General features: G+C 62.7%; 20 protein-coding genes. 11 read left to right on the top strand and 9 right to left on the bottom strand.

The window, feature by feature from the left end; all coding sequences use genetic code 11:
- Positions 1 to 3: 3 nt before the first annotated feature.
- A complete protein-coding gene (locus A477_RS0109585) occupies positions 4 to 1,074 on the bottom strand; it encodes an iron-siderophore ABC transporter substrate-binding protein (RefSeq protein ID WP_017198788.1) in 1,071 nt (356 codons plus the stop codon).
- A gap of 498 nt (positions 1,075 to 1,572) precedes the next feature.
- On the opposite strand from A477_RS0109585, the gene A477_RS0109575 reads away from it, so the two are divergent.
- A complete protein-coding gene (locus A477_RS0109575) occupies positions 1,573 to 2,067 on the top strand; it encodes an FBP domain-containing protein (RefSeq protein WP_017198786.1) in 495 nt (164 codons plus the stop codon).
- A 100-nt stretch (positions 2,068 to 2,167) separates the two neighbouring features.
- On the opposite strand, the gene A477_RS0109570 is transcribed toward A477_RS0109575, so the two are convergent.
- From A477_RS0109570 to A477_RS0109560, 3 genes are read right to left on the bottom strand one after another with little or no spacing between them, the layout of a single operon-like run.
- Positions 2,168 to 5,659, bottom strand: a complete 3,492-nt coding sequence (locus A477_RS0109570) for an ATP-binding protein (RefSeq protein ID WP_017198785.1) — start codon at positions 5,657 to 5,659, stop codon at positions 2,168 to 2,170.
- Positions 5,656 to 6,525 (bottom strand): DUF4194 domain-containing protein, encoded by an 870-nt coding sequence (locus A477_RS0109565; RefSeq protein WP_017198784.1) that lies wholly within the window; start codon positions 6,523 to 6,525, stop codon positions 5,656 to 5,658. The genes A477_RS0109570 and A477_RS0109565 overlap by 4 nt, the downstream gene beginning before the upstream one ends.
- Positions 6,518 to 7,975 (bottom strand): DUF3375 family protein, encoded by a 1,458-nt coding sequence (locus A477_RS0109560; protein WP_026005494.1) that lies wholly within the window; start codon positions 7,973 to 7,975, stop codon positions 6,518 to 6,520. Before A477_RS0109560 ends, A477_RS0109565 begins: the two co-directional genes overlap by 8 nt.
- 382 nt (positions 7,976 to 8,357) lie before the next feature.
- Between A477_RS0109560 and A477_RS0109555 the strand changes: the two genes are divergently transcribed.
- On the top strand, positions 8,358 to 8,660 hold the full coding sequence (locus A477_RS0109555) for a hypothetical protein (RefSeq protein WP_017198782.1): 303 nt from the start codon (positions 8,358 to 8,360) through the stop codon (positions 8,658 to 8,660).
- Positions 8,661 to 8,722: 62 nt separating this feature from the next.
- Positions 8,723 to 10,687, top strand: a complete 1,965-nt coding sequence (locus tag A477_RS0109550) for an acyl-CoA dehydrogenase family protein (RefSeq protein WP_017198781.1) — start codon at positions 8,723 to 8,725, stop codon at positions 10,685 to 10,687.
- Positions 10,688 to 10,691: 4 nt separating this feature from the next.
- Here the strand turns inward: A477_RS0109550 and A477_RS0109545 are convergent, their stop codons facing one another.
- Positions 10,692 to 11,096, bottom strand: a complete 405-nt coding sequence (locus A477_RS0109545; RefSeq protein WP_237715770.1) for a YchJ family protein — start codon at positions 11,094 to 11,096, stop codon at positions 10,692 to 10,694.
- A gap of 188 nt (positions 11,097 to 11,284) precedes the next feature.
- Here A477_RS0109545 and A477_RS0109540 point away from each other — a divergent pair, with 188 nt between their 5' ends.
- Positions 11,285 to 12,154 carry a hypothetical protein gene (locus A477_RS0109540; RefSeq protein ID WP_017198779.1) on the top strand — a complete coding sequence of 290 codons (870 nt, stop codon included), beginning with the start codon at positions 11,285 to 11,287 and terminating at the stop codon, positions 12,152 to 12,154.
- 7 nt (positions 12,155 to 12,161) lie between these two features.
- Here the strand turns inward: A477_RS0109540 and A477_RS0109535 are convergent, their stop codons facing one another.
- Positions 12,162 to 12,653, bottom strand: coding sequence for a flavin reductase family protein (locus A477_RS0109535; protein WP_017198778.1), 492 nt, complete (start codon positions 12,651 to 12,653; stop codon positions 12,162 to 12,164).
- Positions 12,654 to 12,933: 280 nt separating this feature from the next.
- Here A477_RS0109535 and A477_RS0109530 point away from each other — a divergent pair, with 280 nt between their 5' ends.
- The 5 genes from A477_RS0109530 to A477_RS0109510 all read left to right on the top strand — a co-directional run bounded on the left by A477_RS0109530 (position 12,934) and on the right by A477_RS0109510 (position 17,490).
- The gene (locus A477_RS0109530; RefSeq protein WP_026005493.1) at positions 12,934 to 13,968 is read left to right on the top strand and encodes an aldo/keto reductase; all 1,035 of its coding nucleotides are present in this window, start codon (positions 12,934 to 12,936) and stop codon (positions 13,966 to 13,968) included.
- 164 nt (positions 13,969 to 14,132) lie between these two features.
- Positions 14,133 to 15,236: a sulfite oxidase gene (locus A477_RS0109525; RefSeq protein ID WP_017198776.1), complete on the top strand. Its 1,104-nt coding sequence runs from the start codon at positions 14,133 to 14,135 to the stop codon at positions 15,234 to 15,236.
- 147 nt (positions 15,237 to 15,383) lie between these two features.
- The gene (locus tag A477_RS0109520) at positions 15,384 to 15,761 is read left to right on the top strand and encodes an RNA-binding S4 domain-containing protein (RefSeq protein WP_017198775.1); all 378 of its coding nucleotides are present in this window, start codon (positions 15,384 to 15,386) and stop codon (positions 15,759 to 15,761) included.
- A gap of 105 nt (positions 15,762 to 15,866) precedes the next feature.
- The gene (locus A477_RS23285) at positions 15,867 to 16,535 is read left to right on the top strand and encodes a DUF6318 family protein (RefSeq protein ID WP_026005492.1); all 669 of its coding nucleotides are present in this window, start codon (positions 15,867 to 15,869) and stop codon (positions 16,533 to 16,535) included.
- 58 nt (positions 16,536 to 16,593) lie between these two features.
- Positions 16,594 to 17,490 carry a PKD domain-containing protein gene (locus A477_RS0109510; RefSeq protein WP_157367069.1) on the top strand — a complete coding sequence of 299 codons (897 nt, stop codon included), beginning with the start codon at positions 16,594 to 16,596 and terminating at the stop codon, positions 17,488 to 17,490.
- Between the two features lie 314 nt (positions 17,491 to 17,804).
- On the opposite strand, the gene A477_RS0109505 is transcribed toward A477_RS0109510, so the two are convergent.
- The 3 genes from A477_RS0109505 to A477_RS0109495 all read right to left on the bottom strand — a co-directional run bounded on the left by A477_RS0109505 (position 17,805) and on the right by A477_RS0109495 (position 19,556).
- Complete coding sequence (locus tag A477_RS0109505) at positions 17,805 to 18,266, bottom strand: DUF3817 domain-containing protein (RefSeq protein WP_237715769.1); 462 nt, start codon at positions 18,264 to 18,266, stop codon at positions 17,805 to 17,807.
- 84 nt (positions 18,267 to 18,350) lie between these two features.
- A complete protein-coding gene (locus A477_RS0109500) occupies positions 18,351 to 18,956 on the bottom strand; it encodes a hypothetical protein (RefSeq protein ID WP_237715768.1) in 606 nt (201 codons plus the stop codon).
- 93 nt (positions 18,957 to 19,049) lie between these two features.
- Complete coding sequence (locus tag A477_RS0109495) at positions 19,050 to 19,556, bottom strand: hypothetical protein (RefSeq protein WP_026005491.1); 507 nt, start codon at positions 19,554 to 19,556, stop codon at positions 19,050 to 19,052.
- Between the two features lie 102 nt (positions 19,557 to 19,658).
- Between A477_RS0109495 and A477_RS0109490 the strand changes: the two genes are divergently transcribed.
- A complete protein-coding gene (locus A477_RS0109490) occupies positions 19,659 to 20,378 on the top strand; it encodes a FadR/GntR family transcriptional regulator (RefSeq protein ID WP_017198770.1) in 720 nt (239 codons plus the stop codon).
- Positions 20,375 to 21,448, top strand: coding sequence for an asparaginase (locus A477_RS0109485; RefSeq protein WP_017198769.1), 1,074 nt, complete (start codon positions 20,375 to 20,377; stop codon positions 21,446 to 21,448). The genes A477_RS0109490 and A477_RS0109485 overlap by 4 nt, the downstream gene beginning before the upstream one ends.
- Positions 21,449 to 21,457 lie beyond the last annotated feature (9 nt).

Raw genomic sequence — 21,457 nt, 5'->3', positions numbered from 1 at the left:
CAGTTACTTGCCCGCTGCGTCTGCTGCTTTACCCAGCTGCGGCAGGAACGTGTCCAGCGCCCACGGCAAGCTCAGCGGCGAAGAAGCGGAGATGGACAGCGTCAGGGTGTTGTCCGAATCGGCAACCAACGCGCCCTTCTTCACGGCCGGGATCTGGCCGAGCAGCGGATCAGCCTTGATGGCCTCTGCTGTGGTGGCGTCCGGAACCCAGGTCACGAAGATGTCGGACTCGAGCTCGTTGGCCTTCTCGGCGGACCACGGGATAAAGAAGTCCGTGGACGTCTTGGTGTTCTCGGTGACTACCGGAGCCAGCTTCATGCCGATTTCGGAGAGGAAGCGGGGACGGTTGTCGATGGCGGTGTAGATGTTGGCACCGTCGCCCTTGGCAGGCTCGAGGTTGCCGTAGATGAAGGTCTTGTCCTTGATCTGCGGGAACTTGGAAACCTTGTCCTTGACGGTGGCTTCAGTGTCCTCGATCAGCTTCTTGGCTTCGGCTTCCTTGCCCAGTGCCTTGCCGATGAGGGTGGTGCTTTCCTGCCACGGCGTGCCGTAGGCGAGCTCCGGCTGCGCCACAACGGGGGCGATTTCGGAGAGCTTCTTGTAGTCAGCCTCTTCCAGGCCGGAGTACGCGGCCAGGATAACGTCCGGGCTGAGCTTGGCGATCTCGGTGAAGTTGATGCCGTCCGCCTCGGAGAACTGAACCGGAGCCTTGTCCGAGCCAAAGCCGGCGCCGAGCTTCTCCAGCGCTGCATCCTTCCAAGGGGTTGAGCCCTTGTCGTTGTTGCCCCACTCGTTCTTGGGAACGCCAACCGGGACAACACCCAGTGCGATCGCGATGTCGTCGTTGACCCAGGAGACGGTAACTACGCGCTTGGGCTGTTCCTTGATGGTGGTCTCGCCAAAGACGTTCTTGATGGTCACCGGGAAGGTTGCTGAAGCTGCCTGCTCAGTTGCCGGAGCCGAGGTTGCGGGGCCAGTTGAGCAGCCGGTGAGGGTAAGAGCGACGGCGGCCAAAGCGGCCGTCGCGGTTCCTGCTGTTTTCAGCAGGGCGCGGCGTGGGAGAAGGGAAGCCACGGGACTCCTTAAGTAAGTGATGCGAACCTAAGTAAGGCTAGCCTAGCCTGTCGTCAATTAAGAAACGTTTGCGTCACCTAATCCAACTCATTGCCAAAATGCGACGCAGGTCACACCCCCCGACCCTCTCTCACACCCCGCGCCCTTCCCCCAAACCCTCTCTCACATCCCGCGCCCTTCCCCCAAACCCTCTCCCAGTGGACATCTGCCCCGAACTTTTGAAAGTATTAGCGGCAGCGGACTACCGCTTCCAAGGATCACGACGAGGGGATGAGCGTGCGCACTGTTTCAGTTGACGCAGCCATGGTTGGCGAGGTGGCCGTTTTGGCCTGCTTGGCATTCCCCCGCACGTCGGCATCGTCCTAGGTTTCCAGGCACGCCCCTTAGTTGGGGTCTAAAAGCTGTGCCCTTCCTTCCCTCGATGACCGACGCCTGCTGCCATTTCCCGCGCCCATCTTCAGCGCGCGGACGTCGACCATTTCCGAAAGAAGCTATGCCATGCAGAAAATCACTGCCCAACAGATCCGTTCGTCCTTCATCAACGCCAGCCGCTCCGAGGCAGCCAAGGCCAACCTCCCCCGCGACTTCGAAACCATCGACTGGGACAACCTGGAATTCCTGGGTTGGCGGGACGAAAAAATGCCCCAGCGCGGATACCTCGTGGTTCAGTACCGGGGGAAGCTCACCGGAATCATGCTCCGGGCCCCCGAAGGCGGCTCCGGGAAGAGGCGCGTAGTCCTCTGCGAACTCTGCCGCGACGTGTTTTCGAAGGACGACGTTTACCTATGGGTCGCAAAGAAAGCCGGACAGTCCGGCAAGGACGGGAATACCGTGGGGACACTGATCTGCGCCGACTTCGGCTGCAGCGCCAACGTGCGCAAGGAACCGCCCGCCAACGAGATCAACCCGGATCCGGCCGCCGTCGTTGTTCGCCACATCGCAGGACTGGAATCCAGAACCGAACAATTCCTTGACCGGGTCTGCGCGAAGTAACTCCAGGTATGAAGCCCAAGTAGGTAGCAGCAGGTGCCGTTGAGAACCTTCAAAGGGCCTGATCTGCTACCTACGTGGGCCCGCTGGACGAGAGGTGCCGTCAGCGCAGGACGATGTCCACCGGGTTGGCTTCGGAACGCCATGCTCCTGGTTCCCCGGGCCCGGCGATGACCGGAGCCGTGAGCACACCCGAGCGGTTGGTTCGCTTGTCCCGGAGAATTTCCGTGACGGAACCAAGGTGCCTGGACAGGTCAATCACGTTTTCCGGGGCCGCGAGGAGCAACTGGAACCCGAATTCGTGAAGCGCCTTGATGCCGGCACCAGCAAATTCCTCGGAAGCCAGCACGAAGGCTTCGTCCATCATCACGGTGCCGTATGTGGTGAAGCCTTGCTCAGCGATGCCCAGCTGGTAGCTCAATGCCGCGGCCATGATGAACGCCGTGAAGCGCTGCCGCTCACCGCCGGACATTGACCCGGTGTCGGCGTGCATGAAGACCTCGGTCTTCTTTTTGCCCGACTTTCCAGAGGCGCCGGTCTTGCCCGATTTCGAAGCGACCTCGCGGTGTTCCTTGCACTGAATAAACAGGTGCCCGCGCACGTCCAGCACCTCAGCCCGCCAGCGCCGATCCTCCGGCGTCTGGGAGCCAAGCCGCTTTACCAAGGTCTCCAACGACTTATAGCGTGCCGTGAGCTCGGCGTCGTCGTCGATTTCTGCCGTTGAACCAGCACCCGTTGAAGCGGCAACACCACGCGACGGCCGCGCGTGCTTCGCTTTCAGGGCGTTCTGGATGGCGTCCTTGAACTGTTTGGCCGTGGCCGGAAGCGTCTGCTTGATGTCCAGTTCCAGGAAGCTGCCCTCATGGAAATTGACCTGCGACAGGATGCCGTTGAGGGGCAGGATGCGGCTGGTGATGCTGCGGCGTTCCTCGTCCAGCAAGTGCAGGAGTGTACTGAACGATTCGTGCGTGCGTTGGTTGAAGAACAGCCGGAATTCGGCCTCTTGAGCAGGCAAACCGTCGCTGACGATCGCGTGGTACCGGGCTTCGAAGTCCCCGGCGGCTCCGATCGAGGTGCCGTGGTCGGCGCTGATGGCGCTTCCCCAGTCGCGCACGAACGCCTCGAACATGCGGGTCAGCCGTTCGGCCGTCGCCTGGCCGCGGGATTCCGCGCCATGCAGTTCGTCGAGCAGCCTATTCCGGACGCTGTTAGCGAGGTTGTCGAGCTCGTACAGTTCGGAAACTTCAGCGACGCCGTCGAAGTACGGCTCCAGCGCGGTGACGGTAGAGGCCGACGGCGGTGCTTGCTCCAGCTTCAACCTCGCCGCATCGAGCAGGCCGTCCGCCGCGGTCATCTTGTGGTCCAGCGCTTTGTATTCGCTCTGCAGGACGGCGGCCGTACCTGTGGAGGACTGGTGCTTTTCCCGGACACTCTCGATGTTGGCACGCAGCGGCTCCAGGTCTGCCTGCGCGGCCAGGGCATCCACGAGTCGCTGTTCGATCCTGGCAAGTTCATCAGCGGCCACGGCTGCGGAGACCTGTTCCCACGGCCGCTCATCCTCAGCGACCCGACGCAGTGCTTCGAGCTGACGGGCCATACCCTGATGCGAATCCTCGCGGCTCTGGGCAAGTTCCGCGGCCTTCACGAGCTCGTTTTCCAGCTCGCCCACCCGCGCTGCCACCAGTTCGAGCTTGGAGGCGTTGTCGAATCCGAGGACGTAATCCTGCCGGCTCGTGAAACGGTCGTCCTTCTCCACGGTGTGCCGGTTGCGTTTAACCACACCACCCAGGCTCAGGCCCTTGTCCATTGAAGCAAGCTCGTCCGGGTCCTCGACGCACGGGTACGCGAAGTCCAAGGCGATCCGCTCGCGGATCCATTCACCGGCGTCGGCATTGGCGCCCGAGGTGAGAATGCTCAACTTAGTCAAGAGGTCGCCGTCGGACACGTCTTCCACAGCCAGCGCGCCACCGGCAAGCGGCTTGGACACATCGACAGCGCGAAGGGCGCCCCGGACGGTGTTGTCGTTCAGGTACCGCGTCACTGCGGCGAAATGCTCACCCGGAACCAGCAACGTGGTGGCGAGGTTGCGCAGCGCTCGCTCGGCGGCAGGACGCCACTGGTCCTGGCCCTCTGCCAAGTCGATCAGCTCACCGCCAAACGGCATCCGCTCTTCCGGAACCCCGGTTGCTGCTGCGATAGCAGCCCGGTTCTCAATGCTCGACGGCGGCAGCAACGACTTGCGCGATCGTAAGGAAAGCAGCTCCTGCTGGGCCGCGGCAAGCTCGCGTTTCTTGGTCGCATGGCCGTCGAAGGCCTCAAAACGAAGCTCCTTGAGCGCCTCGGAGTCGTCCTTCAACTCCGCCGAGCGAGCTGCTGCCTGCTCATGCGCCTGATCCCACCCCTCGGCGGACCACTCAAGATTCAGTCCAGCGTCGGCCAGCGCCTTTTTGGCCGAATCCTCAACTTGCTGACGCAGCTTGAGGCCAACCCGGGCGTTCTCCAACGACTGCTCAATGGCCGAAATCGCATTGCCGCCGCGATTGTTGTAGTCCAGTTCAAGGTCGCGGAGCTCCTTGGCCAAAGCATCCCGAACAGTGCGTTCAGCAGCCAGTTCCTGGGCTTTGGACTGAGCCAACTCCTTGAAACGGGCCAGCGTCTTAGCGTGTACCGTGACAGCAAGCTGCTGCTTGTAGGCCTCGAATTCCTCGCCGGCCAGCTCCCGGAGACGGTTCGCGTCCAGCAACGCCTGTGCGTACTCCTTGTTCAGCCCCGGTACCGGAGCCAACTGGTCCCGCTGCTGCCGGACATCCTCCAACCGTTGCCGGATGGACATCAGGTTGCTGAATTCCTCCACCACATCATCGGCGGCAGCCAACGTGGCCGGAGCGTCGAGCACCTGGTCACGGAAGAACGTATTCACGCTGCCGCCCAAGCCCTTACCGGCCTGGATCACACGAAGCAGCGGAAGCGCCTGGTCCGAGTTGATGCCCAGGAGCCTGCGGAACCTTTCGGCGAACGCCTTGTGCACGTCGAAGACCTGGCCCTCGGGGAAGATCGACTCCAACGCGCCTTTGGTAAACCGCTTCTGCGCAATGCCTTCAATCGCTTCGAGGTCCAACGGCTTGCTGTCAATCACATAAAAACGCCCGACGCTCGACTCCGTGCCATTCTTTGGCAAGTCGAACAGGGCCGACACCGTCACCTTCGTGCCGGCCGCATTATCAAACGTCAGTGCGACGGCGGACCAGGTGGCACCGGGGCGCTGGAAGGCACTCGCCGAGCTATCCCCAACCGCCTTATCACCCACCTTGCCGCGCATGTAAGTGAACGTGGTCCTCTTGTCCTCCACAGCCCCACCGGATCGCTGGGCCGCAGCCTCGTTCGAGCGCGGACGGGCGTCAAACACCCGGAGCATCGCGTCAAAAAGGGTCGACTTACCGACACCCGAGTTGCCCGTAAGGAGCGTGCCCTTGCGGTCCACATGCATGGTGTGCGCCCCATGGAAGGTGCCCCAGTTGACCACCTGCACGAGTGCCAAACGCATCTGGCCGGGGTTCGTGAGCTCGCCGAGCGGGAGCATGCTTGCGATGGTCACTTCTGTGTCCCGTCAGTCGTGGTTGCGTCCGCGGCATCGGCGTCGTCGTCTTCAGCGGAGGAGTCGGAGGAGTCGAGGTCCAGCAACGGCTCCGTGCCGGATTCGTCGGCTGCTACTGCTACCAGGGCCTCGATTTGGGCCGGGATGTCGCCGATGTTTTCGAAAGGGAGGGCCAACGGGAGGGCGTTGCTGATGGTGTAGGTGTCGTCCAGCGGTGTGGGGAGGATGAGTTGGCGGGCCAGCAGCTTTGTGATGGTGCGGGTGACGACGTCGGAGTCCCGGAGGGCGTCCTGTTGGCCGGCGGGTGTGTAGTTGGCGACGAGGTCCGCGATCTCTTCGCGGGTGATGGTCGGGTCCGTCTGGGCTGTGACGTGGCGGTCCAGCAGGAGGCGCAGGCGAAGCAGGACGATGGTTTCCACCCGGCTCAGGGCACGCTGCTGGCGCAGGATGCTGGAGCGGGAGCTGGCGCCGATGACTTCCGGGTCAACGGGCCGGAGGACCGCGATTTTGCGGTCGTGATCGAGCTGGAGGCTGAGGAAGAGCTCGGAGAGGCGGCTGCGGAGGATCAACTGGTTATCCAGCAGCGTCGTCCACAATTTCTCGTCCCGGCCCCCGTCGATATACGGGCCCTTGAGCAGTTTCACCAGCGCATGCCGCACCTTCATGGGCAACACTCCCGTGTCGCCGGGGAACAGCGCGGCGCCGTCCACGAACGTATCCCGCGGCGTGACCCGGAAGGGGTCCGCATGGCTGACTTCCGGAGCGGGCTCAGAAGCGGACTCGGCCGCCTCAACATCGACTTCAGCCGCCTCTTCGGTGACCTCGTCCGCTTCGGTGATATCCGTCGTCGTGATTTCTTCAGTCATCAGAGTCCTTGTTCAGCGAGACGACAGGCAGGTACGCGGTACGGATGCTGCCGTCGATTTGTTCGAAGTCGATGTGTTCCCAGGCGGCCCGGTCGAAGGCCGCTCCGGTCTGCAATGCCATGGACAGCAGGGTGCGCACGGTGTTGATGTGGCGCTCCTCGGCGGGAAGGTTTTCCCACGCGTCGCCCAGCGTGGCTGCACCTGCCATGGCTGCCCGGACAACCTCAGGCCGCGCTTTGCCGGTACGCGCTGACCGCACCCGGTCCGAGTCGCTGAAAGCGATGGGATCGGCCAGGCGTGGTGGTGTTGCGAATTCGTCGGGGTCGAAGAGTTTGACCATGGCCAGCGACTCGAACCCGGCATTGAAGAGCGCAGGTCCGCGGACCAGGCCGGGTCGGTCGCGTTCGTAGGGCATGGACCGGATGGCTTGCTCGGCCTCAGCCAGCACCTTTCGCAGGCTGACGGACTGCCTGACATCGTCGCTCTGAATATAAGTGTTCAGGCTTTCGGAGAGCTTGCCGTAAATCCGCTGGATCTGGCTGTGCTGCGTGCGCAGCTCGGCCACCAGGTTTTTCAGCGTTTCGCGGTCCTCATGGGAGAGGTCATCGGCGAACTGCCGGCTCAGCACCTCGCCGATCGCCGAGCGGAACCGCACCTGCTGCTGCGGATCCTCCAGAAAAGCAGTGAACGAGCGGAAGGTGCGGCCCTCAGGGCTTTGCCGCAGGCGCTTGTCGGCCTCCAAAACCTGGGCCATGGTGGCGCCCTTGCTCAGGGATTCCTCGATGATCTGGTTGCGGAGCTCGCCCACCAGCTCCTCGATCCGGTCACGCATTTTCTTGTAATCGGCCGGCAGGCTGGCAGCGAGGTCCAGGATGTTGCCCGCCGCTTCAACGGCTTCTTCGTCGTCCAGGAGCCCGTCGAACTCTCCGGAGCTGATGTCTTCCACCAGCTGCTGACGCTCTTGGATCTCCTCTTCAAGGGCTTCCAGTCGTGCGCTCTGGTCCGGGTTGGTCTCGTTGGCGAGCTTCTCCACGTCGCCCAGCAGCGTGCCAAGCCGGGAACCGTTCAACGTGGAACGCTCGCTGGAGAGGCTGTCCAGGAACGCGAGCACACGGGCAGCGGGTTCGGTAACTTCGTAAACGATCTGACCTGATTGGTTGCGCCGCGTCAGGAATTGCTTCCGGGTCCATTCGTCGCCGAAAAGCTTGCCGTTCTGCTGGCCGCCCAACGCCGGGTCCTGACGGCGGAGCTGCTCAAGGAAAGCGTCGACGTCGGCGTGGAACTCTTCGAGCGGAAGCTGCGGCCGGGTGCGGGTAAAGGACGCTTGCAGCACCGCGATCACCCACGGCGCCGACCGCGTCAGAGCCCACGCGGGGCCCTTGGTCAACTGTTCGAGGTCACGTAGCCTCGCGCCAATAGCGTCGGCGGAGGACATGGCTGAACGGGACAACTACTCTCCTTCAGCTGCTGCGAAACCTGGCTGGCAGCGAAAACTGCCCCGTACAAGGTTAACGCAGAGCGTCGCGGGGGCCATCGACGGGCCCACCGCTGGCGACTGTCGGGTCGGCCGGCGGCCAAAGAGCCGACGGCGAACCCGCCCAAGGTCCGTCGTCGTGCCCACCCCAAGGTCCGTCGTCGTGCCCGCCCACGTCGCGTCGGAAGCTTGCCCGCCGCAACCAATCCGTAACCTACCGCCCGGTATGATTTCGATCCCATATCAACGCCGTCACGACGCGTTTCTGCTCTGGCCGGAACGTTCGTCCGCCCCTAGTGTCAGAGCATCGACGCAGCCACGCCGCGTCAACCCACGCACCGTCGCCCCGGGGGGAACCATGAATTTCGACTTCACTGCGCTTGAAACAGCCACTTACGTATTCATTGGAACGCTGGTTTTCGCTGCAATTCTGGTGGCCTTTATCGCCGCAGCAGCCATGGCAACAATTATTCTTATCGGAGCAATGGGCATTGCCTGGTACGCCGTTAAGGCGGTGCTGGGCGGCCTGGTCCACGGCATTAACTTTGCATGGGATCGCGTGGTTCACCACGCCGGACAAGTGGAAATTCCCGCCGAATTCCAGCCCCAGGTTTCCCCTAGCACCGGTAGCTACTCGCGGGTAGCATTGAGGGACAGCTGAAGGGTTCGCACCCACGGCGGACCCTGGCTCCATCCGGCACCACCGGCTAGAGGAGTTATCCCATGACGTCCGCCACTGACAACAGTCTCGCCGCAGCAAGCGTCAATGCCACCGCAGAAGAAGCCCGCGCCGTTGCCGAGGCTGCCCGGGAAACAGAATGGAACCGGCCCAGTTTCGCCAAGGGCCTCTACCTGGGCAGCTTTGACCTCACCCTGATACACCCGTGGCCGCAAGCCAGACCTGAAGATGTCCGGCGCGGCGAGGATTTCATGGCCCGCTTGGTGACATTCGCCAAAACCATGTCCGGCCGTGTCATCGAGCGCGATGCCAGGATTCCCGACGAATACCTGAAAGGGCTCGCGGACCTGGGTGTTTTCGGCATGAAGATTCCCCGTGAATATGGCGGACTGGGCTTGTCCCTGGTCTATTACGGCCGCGCACTTGCCCTGCTGGGGTCGGTACATCCGAGCCTCGGCGCCCTCATTTCCGCCCACCAATCGATCGGCGTCCCCGAACCCGTAAAAGAATTTGGTACGCCCGAGCAGAAGCAGGAATACCTGCCGCGCTGTGCCGCTGGCGCAATTACCGCGTTCCTCCTGACAGAGCCCGACGTCGGCAGCGACCCCGCGCGCATGGGCGCCACTGCCGTGCTGTCCGACGACGGCGGGTCCTATCTTCTGGACGGCGTGAAACTGTGGACCACCAACGGCGTGATCGCCGAACTCGTGGTGGTCATGGCCAGAGTGCCTTCGCACACCGATACTGACGGCACCGAGCACAAGGGCGGTATCTCCGCTTTCGTCGTGGAAATGAACTCCCCCGGCATCACCGTGGAGAACCGCAACGCCTTCATGGGCCTGCGCGGCATCGAGAACGGCGTGACGCGCTTCCACCAGGTTCGCGTCCCTGCGGCCAACAGGCTCGGCCGCGAAGGCCAAGGCCTTAAGATCGCCCTCACCACACTTAATACCGGACGGCTCTCCATCCCGGGCCTGTGCGTCGCTGCGGGAAAGTGGAGCCTGAAAATCTCCCGCGAATGGTCCAACGCACGGACCCAGTGGGGGCGGCCTGTGGGCCAACACGAGGCCGTGGGCAAGAAGATCGCCTTCATCGCCGCCACCACTTTCGCTTTGGAGGCCGTGTTCGAACTCTCCGCCGAAATGGCTGACGCCGGCCAAAAGGATGTTCGCATCGAAGCCGCGCTTGCCAAGCTGTGGTCCACTGAACTGAGCTGCCGGATCGCCGACGAACTTGTCCAGATCCGCGGAGGCCGGGGCTTCGAGACCGCAGATTCCCTGGAAGCCCGCGGCGAACGGGCAGTACCGGCCGAGCAACTCCTCCGGGACCTCCGCATCAACCGGATCTTCGAGGGCTCCAGCGAAATCATGAAGCTCCTGATTGCCCGCGAAGCCGTGGATGCCCACCTTGCCGCCGCGGGCGACCTCGCCTCAGCGGATGCGAGCCTGCAGGATAAGGCGAGGGCCGCCGTCGGGGCCTCCGGCTTCTACGCAAAATGGCTCCCCAAACTCGTGGCCGGTGCCGGGATGGATCCGCGGTCCTATGCTGAGTTCGGGCGCTTGGGCAAGCAACTGCGCTTCGTTGAAAGGTCCTCGCGCCGGCTTGCCCGGCAGACCTTCTATGGCATGGGCAGGTGGCAGGCCAAGCTTGAGCACAAGCAGGCGTTCCTGGGCAGGATCGTAGACATCGGTGCTGAACTGTTCGCCATGGCCGCATGCTGTTCACGCGCCGAAATGCTGCTCCGGACCCACCCCGAACAAGGCGCCACAGCGTACGAGCTGGCCGAGGCATTCTGCGAGCAGGCGCGTGTGCGGGTGGACGAATACTTCGATCAGCTGTGGAGGAATACTGACGACGGCGATCACGACCTTTCGCGCAAGGTCCTCGCCGGCGACTATGCCTGGTTGGAAGCCGGCGTCCTGGACCAGTCCGAGGGGACCGGCCCGTGGATCGGAGATGCCTCGCCGGGCGCCTCAACCAAGGAGAACCTGCACCGCAGCTACCGGTGAGACGCTAGCGTACGTCCCCGTCCACATAGAACCAGCGCTTGTTTTCCCGCACGAACCGGCTGATTTCGCGCTGGACGCCGCGTTCGCCGTCGAGCCTGTAGTGCGCAGCGAACTCCACGGTGCCCGTCGTGTCCAAGGGGCCACCATTCGAGGTGGAAACAATGTCCAGCCTGCGCCACTCCATGTCCGGATCGAGGTCCATGGACGTTGGACGGGTGGAGGCGTGCCAGGTGCGCAGGAGGTAGCCTGCATCAAGAACCACGAAGGCCGCATACCTGGAGCGCATGAGTTGCTCGGCTGTGGGTGCGTCCGCCTCGCCGCGGTGGAATCGTCCGCAGCAATCGACGTACTGCTCGCCGGAGAGACAGGGGCAAGCGCCATTGCGGAGTCGGGCTGAATCAGGGGTCACGAGGTCCCAATCTGAGGCTAAAAATGAGAGCTGGGCAACATATTTTCCCACGCCATATAACAGCTTTGAAACAACCCCGCCAGAGTGTGGGGCGGGGCGTGATTCCGTCGGTGCTGGACCTTAGGCTTATATATGCAAGCTGGGTGGGCAATGGGCGCATCACAAAACGACGGCCAGGGGAGGCTAACGTGGAGGATCCGACAACACTCGCCATCAATCTGACGTATTTGGGCACACTGGGACTCGCGGTCCTGATGTTCCTGGGGCTCGGGTTGATCATTATCATCACTCTTGTGGTCGCCGGAATTGGACGGCTACTGTCGATCATCCTCTTGGCGATGGTGGGGATTTTCCCCAAGAAGGACCACACTCCCATCGTTCACCTCCCCCAGCATCCGGCGCACGTGTCTGATCCCGTGGCAGTTGACGCCGACGATTCCGTGCCTTCCGCCCCGGAGCCTGCTTTCGTTCCCGCCCCCGCAACTGCTGCAGTTTCCGCGCCCGCAGCGGTGGCTCCGGTTACCGCTCCCGCCGCAGCTTCCGCGCCGAAGCGCGACCTCATGGGAGATGTTCGACGGCGGCTCTCGGGAGCCTCTTCCACGCTGAAGGAAGGCGCGTGGAAGGCAAAAGTCGACCCCCGCAACCTGCCCAAACCGGCCGAGGTGAAATCGGTGGTGGAACACCAGACCGCCCACCATCCCATAGTCGTTGCAGCAGCCAAGGAACCGCCTGTGCTCGCAAAGGATTGGGCGGATGCTGTGGCAGAAGCAGACGAACGGGCGGCGGCGCGCGCCAAAGCCCAACAGCCCCCCGCCATCAAGGTGACGGTCCGCGACCTTGACGACCCCACGCCGTCGTCCAATGGCAAAACTCCGGCTCCCAAGCGTCCCGACTTCCCGCCCAGGAGGCCGGACAACGGCCCGACACAGTCGGGCGAGGCCAAGGGCCCTGGCTCAAGTAACGGGGCCAAGAAACCAGGCCCGAACACTTCCAAGAGTGGAAAGTCTCCGAGCCCGATTCGAAAAGGTTCGCTCAGCGGCGCCAGCCGCAACTCCTAGCTGACGCCTACGCTGCCAGCTGCCGGAACGTCGCACCGTGGTAAATCAAAGGCTTGGACTCGAGGTTGATGGTGGTCGCTTTGACCTCGAGAACCACAATCGCGTGATCACCGGCCGGTGTCTCGGAGATGACTTCGCATTCGAAACCAAGCACCGCGCCGTCGATCAGCACTGCACCTGAATCGCCAACGCTGGTGTCCAGCCCGGCGAAACGGTCGCCCGTCTTGGAGGCCAGTTGGAGGGCCGCCGCTTCCTGACCTTCGGCGAGCACCGAAACACCCAAGCGCTGGGCCTGGCGGAGTTTCGGCCAGGTGGTGGAGGAGTTTTGTACAGCGAACATCACCAACGGCGGTTCCAGTGAAACGCCAACCGTGAAGGACGATGCGACAAGGGCCTCCGGCGTGAAATCCACCATCGCGCTGAACGCAGCAACTCCGGACGGAAACTGCGCAAATGCTGCCTTGATGGCCGCCGTTTCTTCCACTGTGGTCTGTGTCATTCCGCTGTCCCCTAATCGTGCGTAGCCTGAGTTCCTTTCCCATGATTCACCTGCGTGGGAGAACGGCAATATTTGTTGATTTGAAAGACATTTGTGTTGCCGCATGTCAAGAAATATCGCGAATTAAGGCCGCTTCCATTACCTCGCAAGACGAAAAACGAAGAACTTCTACCGTTTGCGTTTATGCCTCCGGCGGCCGTGTGTAGCCTCGATTGAACATCCAGTCCATGGCCGCATACACGGCTTGGACACCAGCACTTTCCCACCACAGGAAGCCGACATGAGCCTCAACGAGCTACGAACGCTTGGACGCACTGGCGCCCTGATCAGCCCCCTCACGCTGGGTACCCTGAACTTCGGCACCGGTGCCGCACCCACGGGTCCAGCGGAGAGCATCCGCATCATCAAGGCCGCTCTCGACGCCGGTATCACCAGCGTTGACACCGCTGACATCTATTCGCAGGGCGAGGCGGAAACTGTGGTTGGCCAGGCCATTCACAGCCGCCGTGACGACGTTTTCCTTGCCACCAAGTTCCACGGCCAGATGGGCTCCAACCCGGCGCACGCGGGAAACTCGCGCCGGTGGATTGTCCGGGCTGTGGAGGAAAGCTTGCGGCGGCTGAACACGGACAGGATCGACCTTTACCAAGCGCACCGACCGGACTACAACACTGATCTGTTGGAGACCATCACAGCCCTCAACGACCTCATTCGGCAGGGCAAGATCCTGTACTACGGCACGTCCGTGTTCAGCCCGGCCCAGCTCGTGGAGGCCCAGTGGATCGCGAACACCAACCACCTGACGCCGCCTGTGGTGGACCAGGTTCCGTATTCGCTCTTGGTGCGCGCGAATGAACGGGACGTTTTCCCCATCACCCAGCAGTACGGCGTCGGCGTTTTGAGTTACGGACCGCTCGACGGCGGGTGGCTGGCCGGCGGTTATCGCGTGGGCGGCGGACAGCCGGAAAGTTCGCGATCGGCTGCGGTTCCTGGCCGTTTCGATGTCAACGCGCCCTTTAACCAAGGCAAGCTGCACGCCGCTGACGCCCTCGCGCAGCTTGCGGCACGCCATGGGTTGACCCTGATACAGCTCGCCGTGGCCTTCGCCCTGAACCACCCGGCGGTGACCAGCGTGGTCATCGGACCGCGAACCGAGGACCACCTCACCGACTACTTGAAGGCCGCAGATGTGGTGCTCAGCGAGGCGATCCTCGACGAAATCGACGACATCGTTGCCCCGGCCGTGAACTTCCTGGAGCGCGATGCCGGCACGGTTGCACCCCACCTCGAATACCCGGAACTACGACGCCGGTAGCCTCCTTCCGTTGTGAGGCCCGCTTTGCACCCTATGCGCTTGCGTTGACGTGCAGAGCAGGCCACACAACGAACTATTGACGCGGGTTCGCCCGCGGCGTGATCCTTGACCTAAGTGCTGCGGCACTCCGCAGCGTCTGGATTCCAGTAGAACGCCGCCGTCCCATGTCCAAGCACCACGTCAAACAAAGAGCAACCAAAACCGCCAACCCCGGTCAGCCGACCCAAGGTCCGCTGACCCACGAAGAACTGCAGCTCTCCGGGCGGAATCACTCCATGCCACTGGAGGCCCTGCACGACGACATTACGCCGGCCGGCCTTCACTACCTGCTGATTCACTTCGATATCCCACACGTTTCCGCGGAGACATGGCGATTACAACTGGGTGGCGCCGTTAATCGGAGTCTTGAGTTGAGTCTTGAGGACATCAAAGCCCGGCCCGCGGTCACTATGCCCGTCACCCTTGAGTGCGCGGGCAACGGCCGGTCGCTTCTGCAACCTCGTCCCGTCAGCCAACCGTGGGTTCTAGGTGCCGTGGGCACAGCCGAGTGGACCGGCACTCCGTTGGCGCCTTTGCTGGAGGAAGCAGGTTTGGCGAGTGACGCCGTCGAACTTGTTTTCACCGGCGCCGACAACGGCATCCAAGGGGGCGTCGAAGAGCCTTACGCGCGCAGCCTTTCGGTGGCAGAAGCGATGCATCCGGAAGTCATGCTGGTCTACGCCATGAACGGCAACCCTTTGCCCATCCAGCACGGGTTCCCGCTCAGGCTGCTGGTTCCCGGTTGGTATGGCATGGCGAGCGTGAAGTGGTTGACATCGATCGAGGCTGTGAAGTCTCGGTTCATGGGTTTCCAGCAGGCCGTCGCCTACCACTACCTTCAAGGTCCTGACGGTCCAGGCATACCCGTGAGCCATATCCGCGTCCGCTCCCTCATGATTCCGCCGGGGATCCCGGACTTCTACACCCGGCGACGCGTGGTGGATGCCGGTCCCGTGATGCTCCACGGGCGTGCGTGGTCCGGGCATGGCGAGGTGGAGCGCGTTGAGGTGGGGATCGACGGCGAATGGATGCCCGCGCACCTGGAACCGGCGTTGGGCGACTTTGCTTGGCGCTCGTGGTCCATGGTGTGGGTCGCGAGCCCGGGCGAGCACGTTCTGCGGTGCCGGGCGATGGATACGTCGGGCGCGCTGCAGCCCACCGAGCAAGTGTGGAACTACCAAGGCATCGGGAACAACATGGCGCAGGTGCTTGAGGTGACGGTGCGGTAGGTTCTTTCGGTTCCGGCCCCCGCCGAGATCGCTGGAACGCTGCGTGATCGCCGGAGCGTTCCGGCGTATTCGGTGGCTTCCCCGGGGGCTCGCACGTTTCCGGCGTTCTCGCGGGTCTTGCGAGGCCCGGTTAGACTCTTCCCAACCATGAGTATCCCGTCATCATCCCCGGCAAGTGTCCGCGTCGACGCCTGGCTGTGGGCGATCCGCGCCTACAAGACGCGCTCGGCCGCCACCGCCGCATGCCGTGCCGGGCACATCCGCATCAACGGAAACCCCGTTAAGGCGTCGCAAAGCGTGATCATCGGCGACACCATCCGGGTCCGCGAGTCCGGCTGGGAACGGATCCTCGAAGTCCGGCGACTCATCGCCAAGCGTGTGGGTGCCGAAGCCGCTTCCCACTGCTTCACCGACCACACTCCCCCGCGTCCCGTTGCTCCAAAGCTCGGACTCCCCCAGCGTGACCGCGGCGCAGGTCGGCCCACCAAGAAGGACCGCCGGGATATGGAGAAGCTGCGGGGGTAGTTCAGCAGGCACTTATCCACAGGCCGCGTTTTCTGACATGAACGGTTACCCGTCCCCCGCCTAGACTGACCGGCACACCGCCAAACAGCTGCTGGGGAGCCTGTCATGTCACGCCTGTCGTTTGCTTCTTTTCCGTTTGTTCGCGTCCGAACGGCGCTTTTGGCTCTGACCGCTGCGTTGCTTCTGAGCAGTTGCCAGGGTGGCTCCGCGGCGCCTGGCGGCCCACCTTCAGAAACAAGTTCGACGACGGCGTCGCCCACCACGAGCGTTTCCGTTCCGGCGGCTTCGGCTACTGCCGTTTCTCCTGCCGTTTACAAGCCCGCCGACGCGTCAGGGAAGGCGGAGAATGTACCCGTTCCGGTGATGCCGGAGCTGGCGAAGGAGAACTCGAAGGCGGGGCTGGAAGCGTTTATCGGGTACTGGTACGAAGTCGGGAACTACGCAGACGAGACTGGCGATGTCTCCGGTCTTAGTACTTTGAGTACCCCTGAATGCAAAGCCTGTATGCAATTCCAGTACGCGGCCGTGGATAGCTCTAAGAATGGCCGGTGGGTTGTGGGCGGGAAAGTAAGTACTCCGAGGATTGAGATTGCCTGGAATGCCGGACAGACTACCCATCAAGCCAAAGTCCAAGTTATCCAGGAGGCGATTACCTACTACAACGCCGATGGCACTGAGGGGCGCCCAGCGGACGCAGCAACGAATGACGCCTTTGTTGTCGTCGCTAGTTTCGAAACGAGCTGGAAAGTTGTGGACACAGGTGTCATTCGCTGATCACGCGCATCGCGTCGCTCTGGCCTTCGCCCTAACCGCAACCTTGCTAACCACTTCAATGCCAGCTCAGGCTGCACAGAACGAGGACGATTGGGCAACGGCTAACAAAGCAGCGGGAACCGTAGATGTCGGGGCTCGCTGGAATTTCGATCCAACCACAGGGATATCGACTCCCAGTCTTGGTGGGGCGGCGGCATCAGAAACCGCCGCGGAGGACCCGAACCAGTACATGGCCGACGTGCACTGCCGAGCGGGCGGAACGGACACTCCCGACAGGGGTTGCCTGACCATGGAATGCCCGGCCAAGACACCGGGCGGCGAAGAAGGCACACCAGTGATCTGGCGACAGGCACCAAAGTCCATCACCAATCCGACATGGACCGACTACCCAGCCGTCAGCGGCCCCACCTGCCTCTACGACCCCGAGCCCGAAAACGTCCTGGCCAACATCGCGGCCAGGATCCTGAACGACTTCCGCCAACTCCCCGTCAACCCGGGAAACCTCGAAGCCCAGCCCTTCCCCCACACCCTCAAAGGCGGACCCACCAACTTCTACGCCACCACCGGCGAACAAGACTTCGACGTCACCATCCTCGGACAAGCAGTCCACCTGATAGCCACACCCGCCAACTACACCTACACCTTCGGCGACGGCACCACCCTCGGACCCACACCCGCCGCCGGCTACCCCATCCCCGAAGCCGAATGGCTCAACAACGAGACACACACCAGCCACACCTACACAGACACCGGCAACTACCAAGCCACCCTCACCACAAGCTTCACCGGCACCTACTCCGTCAACAACGGACCCCCACTACCCATCAACGGAACCCTGGACATCACCACACCCGCCAAAACCATCCACGTCTGGAAAACAGAAAAAGCACTCGTCGCCGACACCTGCCAGGAAAACCCCAACTCCTGGGGCTGCCCCGGCACACCAACCCAATGAAACCCCGGGCCCGGGCAACATGATCCGTTTGAGCCCGAACAGCTTGAACCTCCGGGGAATCACGCTATATGTCCTCCAACAAGGCAACGAAGCCCTCATAGGCCAGCCAGGGGTGTCTATGGGAATTCCGACCCTCAGCGTCGGGGAACCAACCGACTGCCAGCGTCAAATTTCGTGCGTGCCCGTGCCTCCACCACCCACTTTGACGGCGGCATCCCAGCGACACACCCCGCAGACGGCGTGTTAGATCCTTCGCGGATTCAAAGTGGGTGGTGGCCGCACACGGAATGAGGACCCGCCCTCTCGGCGAAACCCTAGGAGAACCAGGTGCCGGGAGGGCCCATGAACAGCAGGAAGCTAAACACTGCACCCACGGCCACCAGAGTCACCACAACAGCAAGAATCGGGTTCCGCAGGACCCAAGCCTGGGCTTTCTCGAATCCACCCTGAGGCGATTCTCCCCCGGCAGCCAAACGCCAGCCACCTGCAAGAAGGCCTCGGCGGTCGAGGGACTTCTCCATGGGGATGGTGGCATAGGGGATCACTGCTGAAGCGATGGCGAGGAGGCCGGTACGGGTTGCCCACTTCTGGTTGATCCACGTGAATGCGGCCGTCGCAGCGTAGCAAAGGAACACGAACCCGTGGATGCCTCCGGCGATGCTTACACCCACATCGGTGGTGCGCGTGACGTACTTCAGGAACAGTCCGATCAGCAGCAGCGTCCATGTCACGGCCTCGGCAAAAGCAACGGTACGGAACAAGGTGCGGGGCTGCATGGAAGTCCTCAGGTCGAAAACGGGAGACACACCCTATTTTACCGGCTGTAGAACTTCCCTTGCGTCAGCCAGTGCAGCCGTGGGTTACGGCAATGGGAGTGCCTCGCGGTTACGGATCCGTGAGTCGCCGAATTCCAGGGCCACAGGCGCAATCTCCACGGCCGGCTCATGCCTGGTGCGGGCTTTGCCAACGGCTATGTGGGGCAACCACCGGGGAGATCTGTAGCCAAGTGCGGCTGAGCTCAAGATGAAGTCGTCGATGTTGTCGAGGCCGAGGTCGTCAAGAAGCACGTGAAGCCCTCGAAGCAAAAGTGCCTGGTAGTCGTGGACCTCCTGAGGCACGTCCACTTCCAGCCCCATAAGGCGCCCACCGCCCAAAGGGACCAGTTTGTCCGACTTCCCCAAGAAGCCCTGCATTACCGGCAACTCCGTCAACCAACTGGCGATCTCGGGAAGTACCCTCTCCGGCGGCGACAACCCTTTGGTCCAGGCCACGATGTCCCTGCCCAGTTCGTCCAAAATGCCAACATGCAGCAGGGTCATATGCAATCCCTGCTGCTTGCGCAGGGAATCGACGAAGCGGTTCAGTCCCTCGTAGTCCGAAGGCGCAGCCCCGACGCGAAGGACGGGCACCTCCACAGTGATGCGGGGTCCAGGCGGTGTGTTTGCAGTAGGATTGCTGCCCGTCATGGTTGCCATTATGCTCCGGTGGCGGCCCGCATGGGAGGCCGACGGCGGAACCCGGCTACCGCCGTCGTACTGCCTTTGCGTTGCGCCGGGTTGTCACTTCTTGGAGCGGGCCTGAACCAGGTTTGCAAACGGAAGCCTCCCGAAAACGGAAACGAAATCTGCGTGGTAGGCGGCCTCGGCGGCGTTTACTTCGGAGGCGGGGAGTTCCTTCCACGCAATGATCAGGTCCAGGGCGTCCCGGAGTTGCCAGAGGAGCCGGGCGTCCCAAACGACGGTTGGCCGTCCACGGCCATAATCCATGAACTCTTGAATCTGCTTGCGTAGCCCGCGGTTGCCTTGGCTTCCGGCGCTGGCCTTGCCGATGTACAGCACGGAAGCATCCGGGATCCATTCGGACTCCAAGGATTCACGCTTGAGGTTGGGGTCCTTCTTCTTGAACGTCCCGGCAGTGCTCTTCGCTAAGAAAACTGGCTCGAAACCCCCGGGACGGAGGACTGCGAAGATGCCGGGTCCTTGGGGAATCCGCATGGGATCGAGTTCGTCGAGCGGCCGGAATCCGGTGAAACCCTCGTCGGTGAGCGACTTTTTGGTGAAGAGCATGGTCCATTGTGCGGGCCACCACTGTCAGGCCCAAAGACGCCAAACCCTGAAGCAGTCCTTTCAGCGTTGACAGCCCCTTGTGACCCGTGCCATATTCAAAACGTGAACCTGTCAGACAGCCGGACAGCCGGACAGCAAGGACCCCAAGGTGGGCATACGCCTATCTCCCGCATTTCCGCAGCTGAAGCGGTCTTTGCGGCCCTTCGGCGCGCCATCGAGGGCGGCCAGTTCGATATCGGCACCAAGCTGAGCTCAGAGGCAACCCTGGCAGGCCAGTACGGCGTCAGCCGCTCCGTCATCAGGGAAGCGCTCAGGTCCTGCAACACCTTGGGACTTACCGTAACCAAGACCGGCAAGGGCACATTCATTGTGGCCAACAAGGTTGCTAATGACCTTACCTTGGGTCAGTACAGTGCGCGTGATCTTAACGAAGCCCGCCCGCACATCGAGATCCCGGCAGCCGGGCTCGCCGCCCAGCGCCGCACCGATGAAGAGTTGGAACACCTCAAGGAAATCGTCCAGGAAATGCTCACGGAGAACGATCCCGAAGCCTGGGTGAACCTGGACGCGAGCTTCCACTCAGCCGTGGCCCGCGCCAGCGGAAACCGGGTGTTTGCCAGCGTGGTTTCCGATATACGTGAAGCCCTGGCCCATCAGTCCGAAACCTTGAACCTCGTGGCAGACCGGCAACACCGCTCTGACGAGGAACACGTCGCCGTGCTCAACGCAATCGAAGCCGGCGACTCCGAAGCGGCAAGCAAAGCGATGGCCGCTCACTTGCAGGCCGTCAGCGCGGCGCTGGACACAATCCTGAGCAAATGACACACCCAAAGGACACTGCCACCATGCCCGTCCCCGCAGCACCGGCCCAAAAGGCCGCGCCCGCAAAGGCCGCGCCCGCAAACGCCGCGCCCCAACAAGCGCAGCACATCAAAGCGCCCAACCACGTCCCGCTCGTAGAGGTAACCCGCGACGGCCTGGTGGAGAGCATCCATTACGGCTCGCTGATCGCGCTCAGCGCAGATGGCAGCACCGCGATCCAAGCCGGCGAACCGGATGCCCCCATGTACCCGCGCTCCAGCCTGAAGCCGCTGCAGGCTGTCGCGCTGCTCAAGGCTGGTTTGGAGATCCCCCAAGACCTCCTGGCGCTGACGGCCGCCAGCCACTCCGGCGCGCAGATGCACCGCGACGGCGCCACCGAGATCCTAAAGCTGCATGGCCTCACCGAAGCGGCCCTGGGTAACAGCACGGACCTTCCTTACGGCGTCGCTGAGCGTGAAGAGTGGCTCCGGCAAGGCAACGGCCCCACCCGAATTGCACAGAATTGCTCCGGTAAGCACGCTTCCATGACCGCCGTCTGCGTCATCAACGGATGGCCTGTGGAGGGGTACTTACACCCCGAGCACCCGCTACAGGTCCTGGTCCGCGACACCATCACGGAACTGACCGGTGAGGAAGCTGCGGCGGTCAGTACTGACGGTTGCGGCACCCCGCTATTCGCCCACTCCCTGCATGGCATGGCCCGTGCTTACGGCCGCCTCGCCGCTGCCGACGAAAACACGGACGAAGGCAGGGTTGCCCACGCTATGCGCCGCTACCCGCAGATGGTGGCCGGCGAAGGCCGCGACGTCACCGCCCTCATGCGGGCAGTCCCGGGACTCCTCGCGAAGGACGGCTTTGAGGGACTCCAGCTTGTCGGCCTCCCGAACGGTACTGGCATTGCCGTGAAGATTTCCGACGGCGGCGATCGCGCCCGCATGCCCGTCACCGTTGAGGTTCTCCGCCAGTTGGGCGTCGACGGCGGCAGCTTGGACACGCTTCAGAGCCCACCTGTGCTGGGCGGCGGCCTTCCGGTCGGCGAGCTCCGTGCAGCCCAAATTTTCAGCAACTAAACCAAGGAC

Origin of the sequence: Arthrobacter sp. M2012083 (assembly GCF_000281065.1) — a bacterium.
GTDB lineage: Bacteria > Actinomycetota > Actinomycetes > Actinomycetales > Micrococcaceae > Arthrobacter.
The sequence above is the reverse complement of the archived record's forward strand: the minus strand, read 5'-3'. Positions and strand labels throughout refer to the sequence as shown.

Bases quoted from the DNA above. Each gene is read 5' to 3' on its own strand.
- A477_RS0109510 (WP_157367069.1), top strand. From the start codon at position 16,594: ATGCCAGCTCAGGCTGCACAGAACGAGGACGATTGGGCAACGGCTAAC.
- A477_RS0109485 (WP_017198769.1), top strand. From the start codon at position 20,375: ATGACACACCCAAAGGACACTGCCACCATGCCCGTCCCCGCAGCACCG.
- A477_RS0109500 (WP_237715768.1), bottom strand. From the start codon at position 18,956: ATGACGGGCAGCAATCCTACTGCAAACACACCGCCTGGACCCCGCATC.
- A477_RS0109565 (WP_017198784.1), bottom strand. From the start codon at position 6,525: ATGACTGAAGAAATCACGACGACGGATATCACCGAAGCGGACGAGGTC.
- A477_RS0109555 (WP_017198782.1), top strand. From the start codon at position 8,358: ATGAATTTCGACTTCACTGCGCTTGAAACAGCCACTTACGTATTCATT.
- A477_RS0109550 (WP_017198781.1), top strand. From the start codon at position 8,723: ATGACGTCCGCCACTGACAACAGTCTCGCCGCAGCAAGCGTCAATGCC.
- A477_RS0109575 (WP_017198786.1), top strand. From the start codon at position 1,573: ATGCAGAAAATCACTGCCCAACAGATCCGTTCGTCCTTCATCAACGCC.
- A477_RS0109495 (WP_026005491.1), bottom strand. From the start codon at position 19,556: ATGCTCTTCACCAAAAAGTCGCTCACCGACGAGGGTTTCACCGGATTC.
- A477_RS0109520 (WP_017198775.1), top strand. From the start codon at position 15,384: ATGAGTATCCCGTCATCATCCCCGGCAAGTGTCCGCGTCGACGCCTGG.
- A477_RS0109525 (WP_017198776.1), top strand. From the start codon at position 14,133: ATGTCCAAGCACCACGTCAAACAAAGAGCAACCAAAACCGCCAACCCC.
- A477_RS0109530 (WP_026005493.1), top strand. From the start codon at position 12,934: ATGAGCCTCAACGAGCTACGAACGCTTGGACGCACTGGCGCCCTGATC.
- A477_RS23285 (WP_026005492.1), top strand. From the start codon at position 15,867: ATGTCACGCCTGTCGTTTGCTTCTTTTCCGTTTGTTCGCGTCCGAACG.
- A477_RS0109505 (WP_237715769.1), bottom strand. From the start codon at position 18,266: ATGCAGCCCCGCACCTTGTTCCGTACCGTTGCTTTTGCCGAGGCCGTG.
- A477_RS0109535 (WP_017198778.1), bottom strand. From the start codon at position 12,653: ATGACACAGACCACAGTGGAAGAAACGGCGGCCATCAAGGCAGCATTT.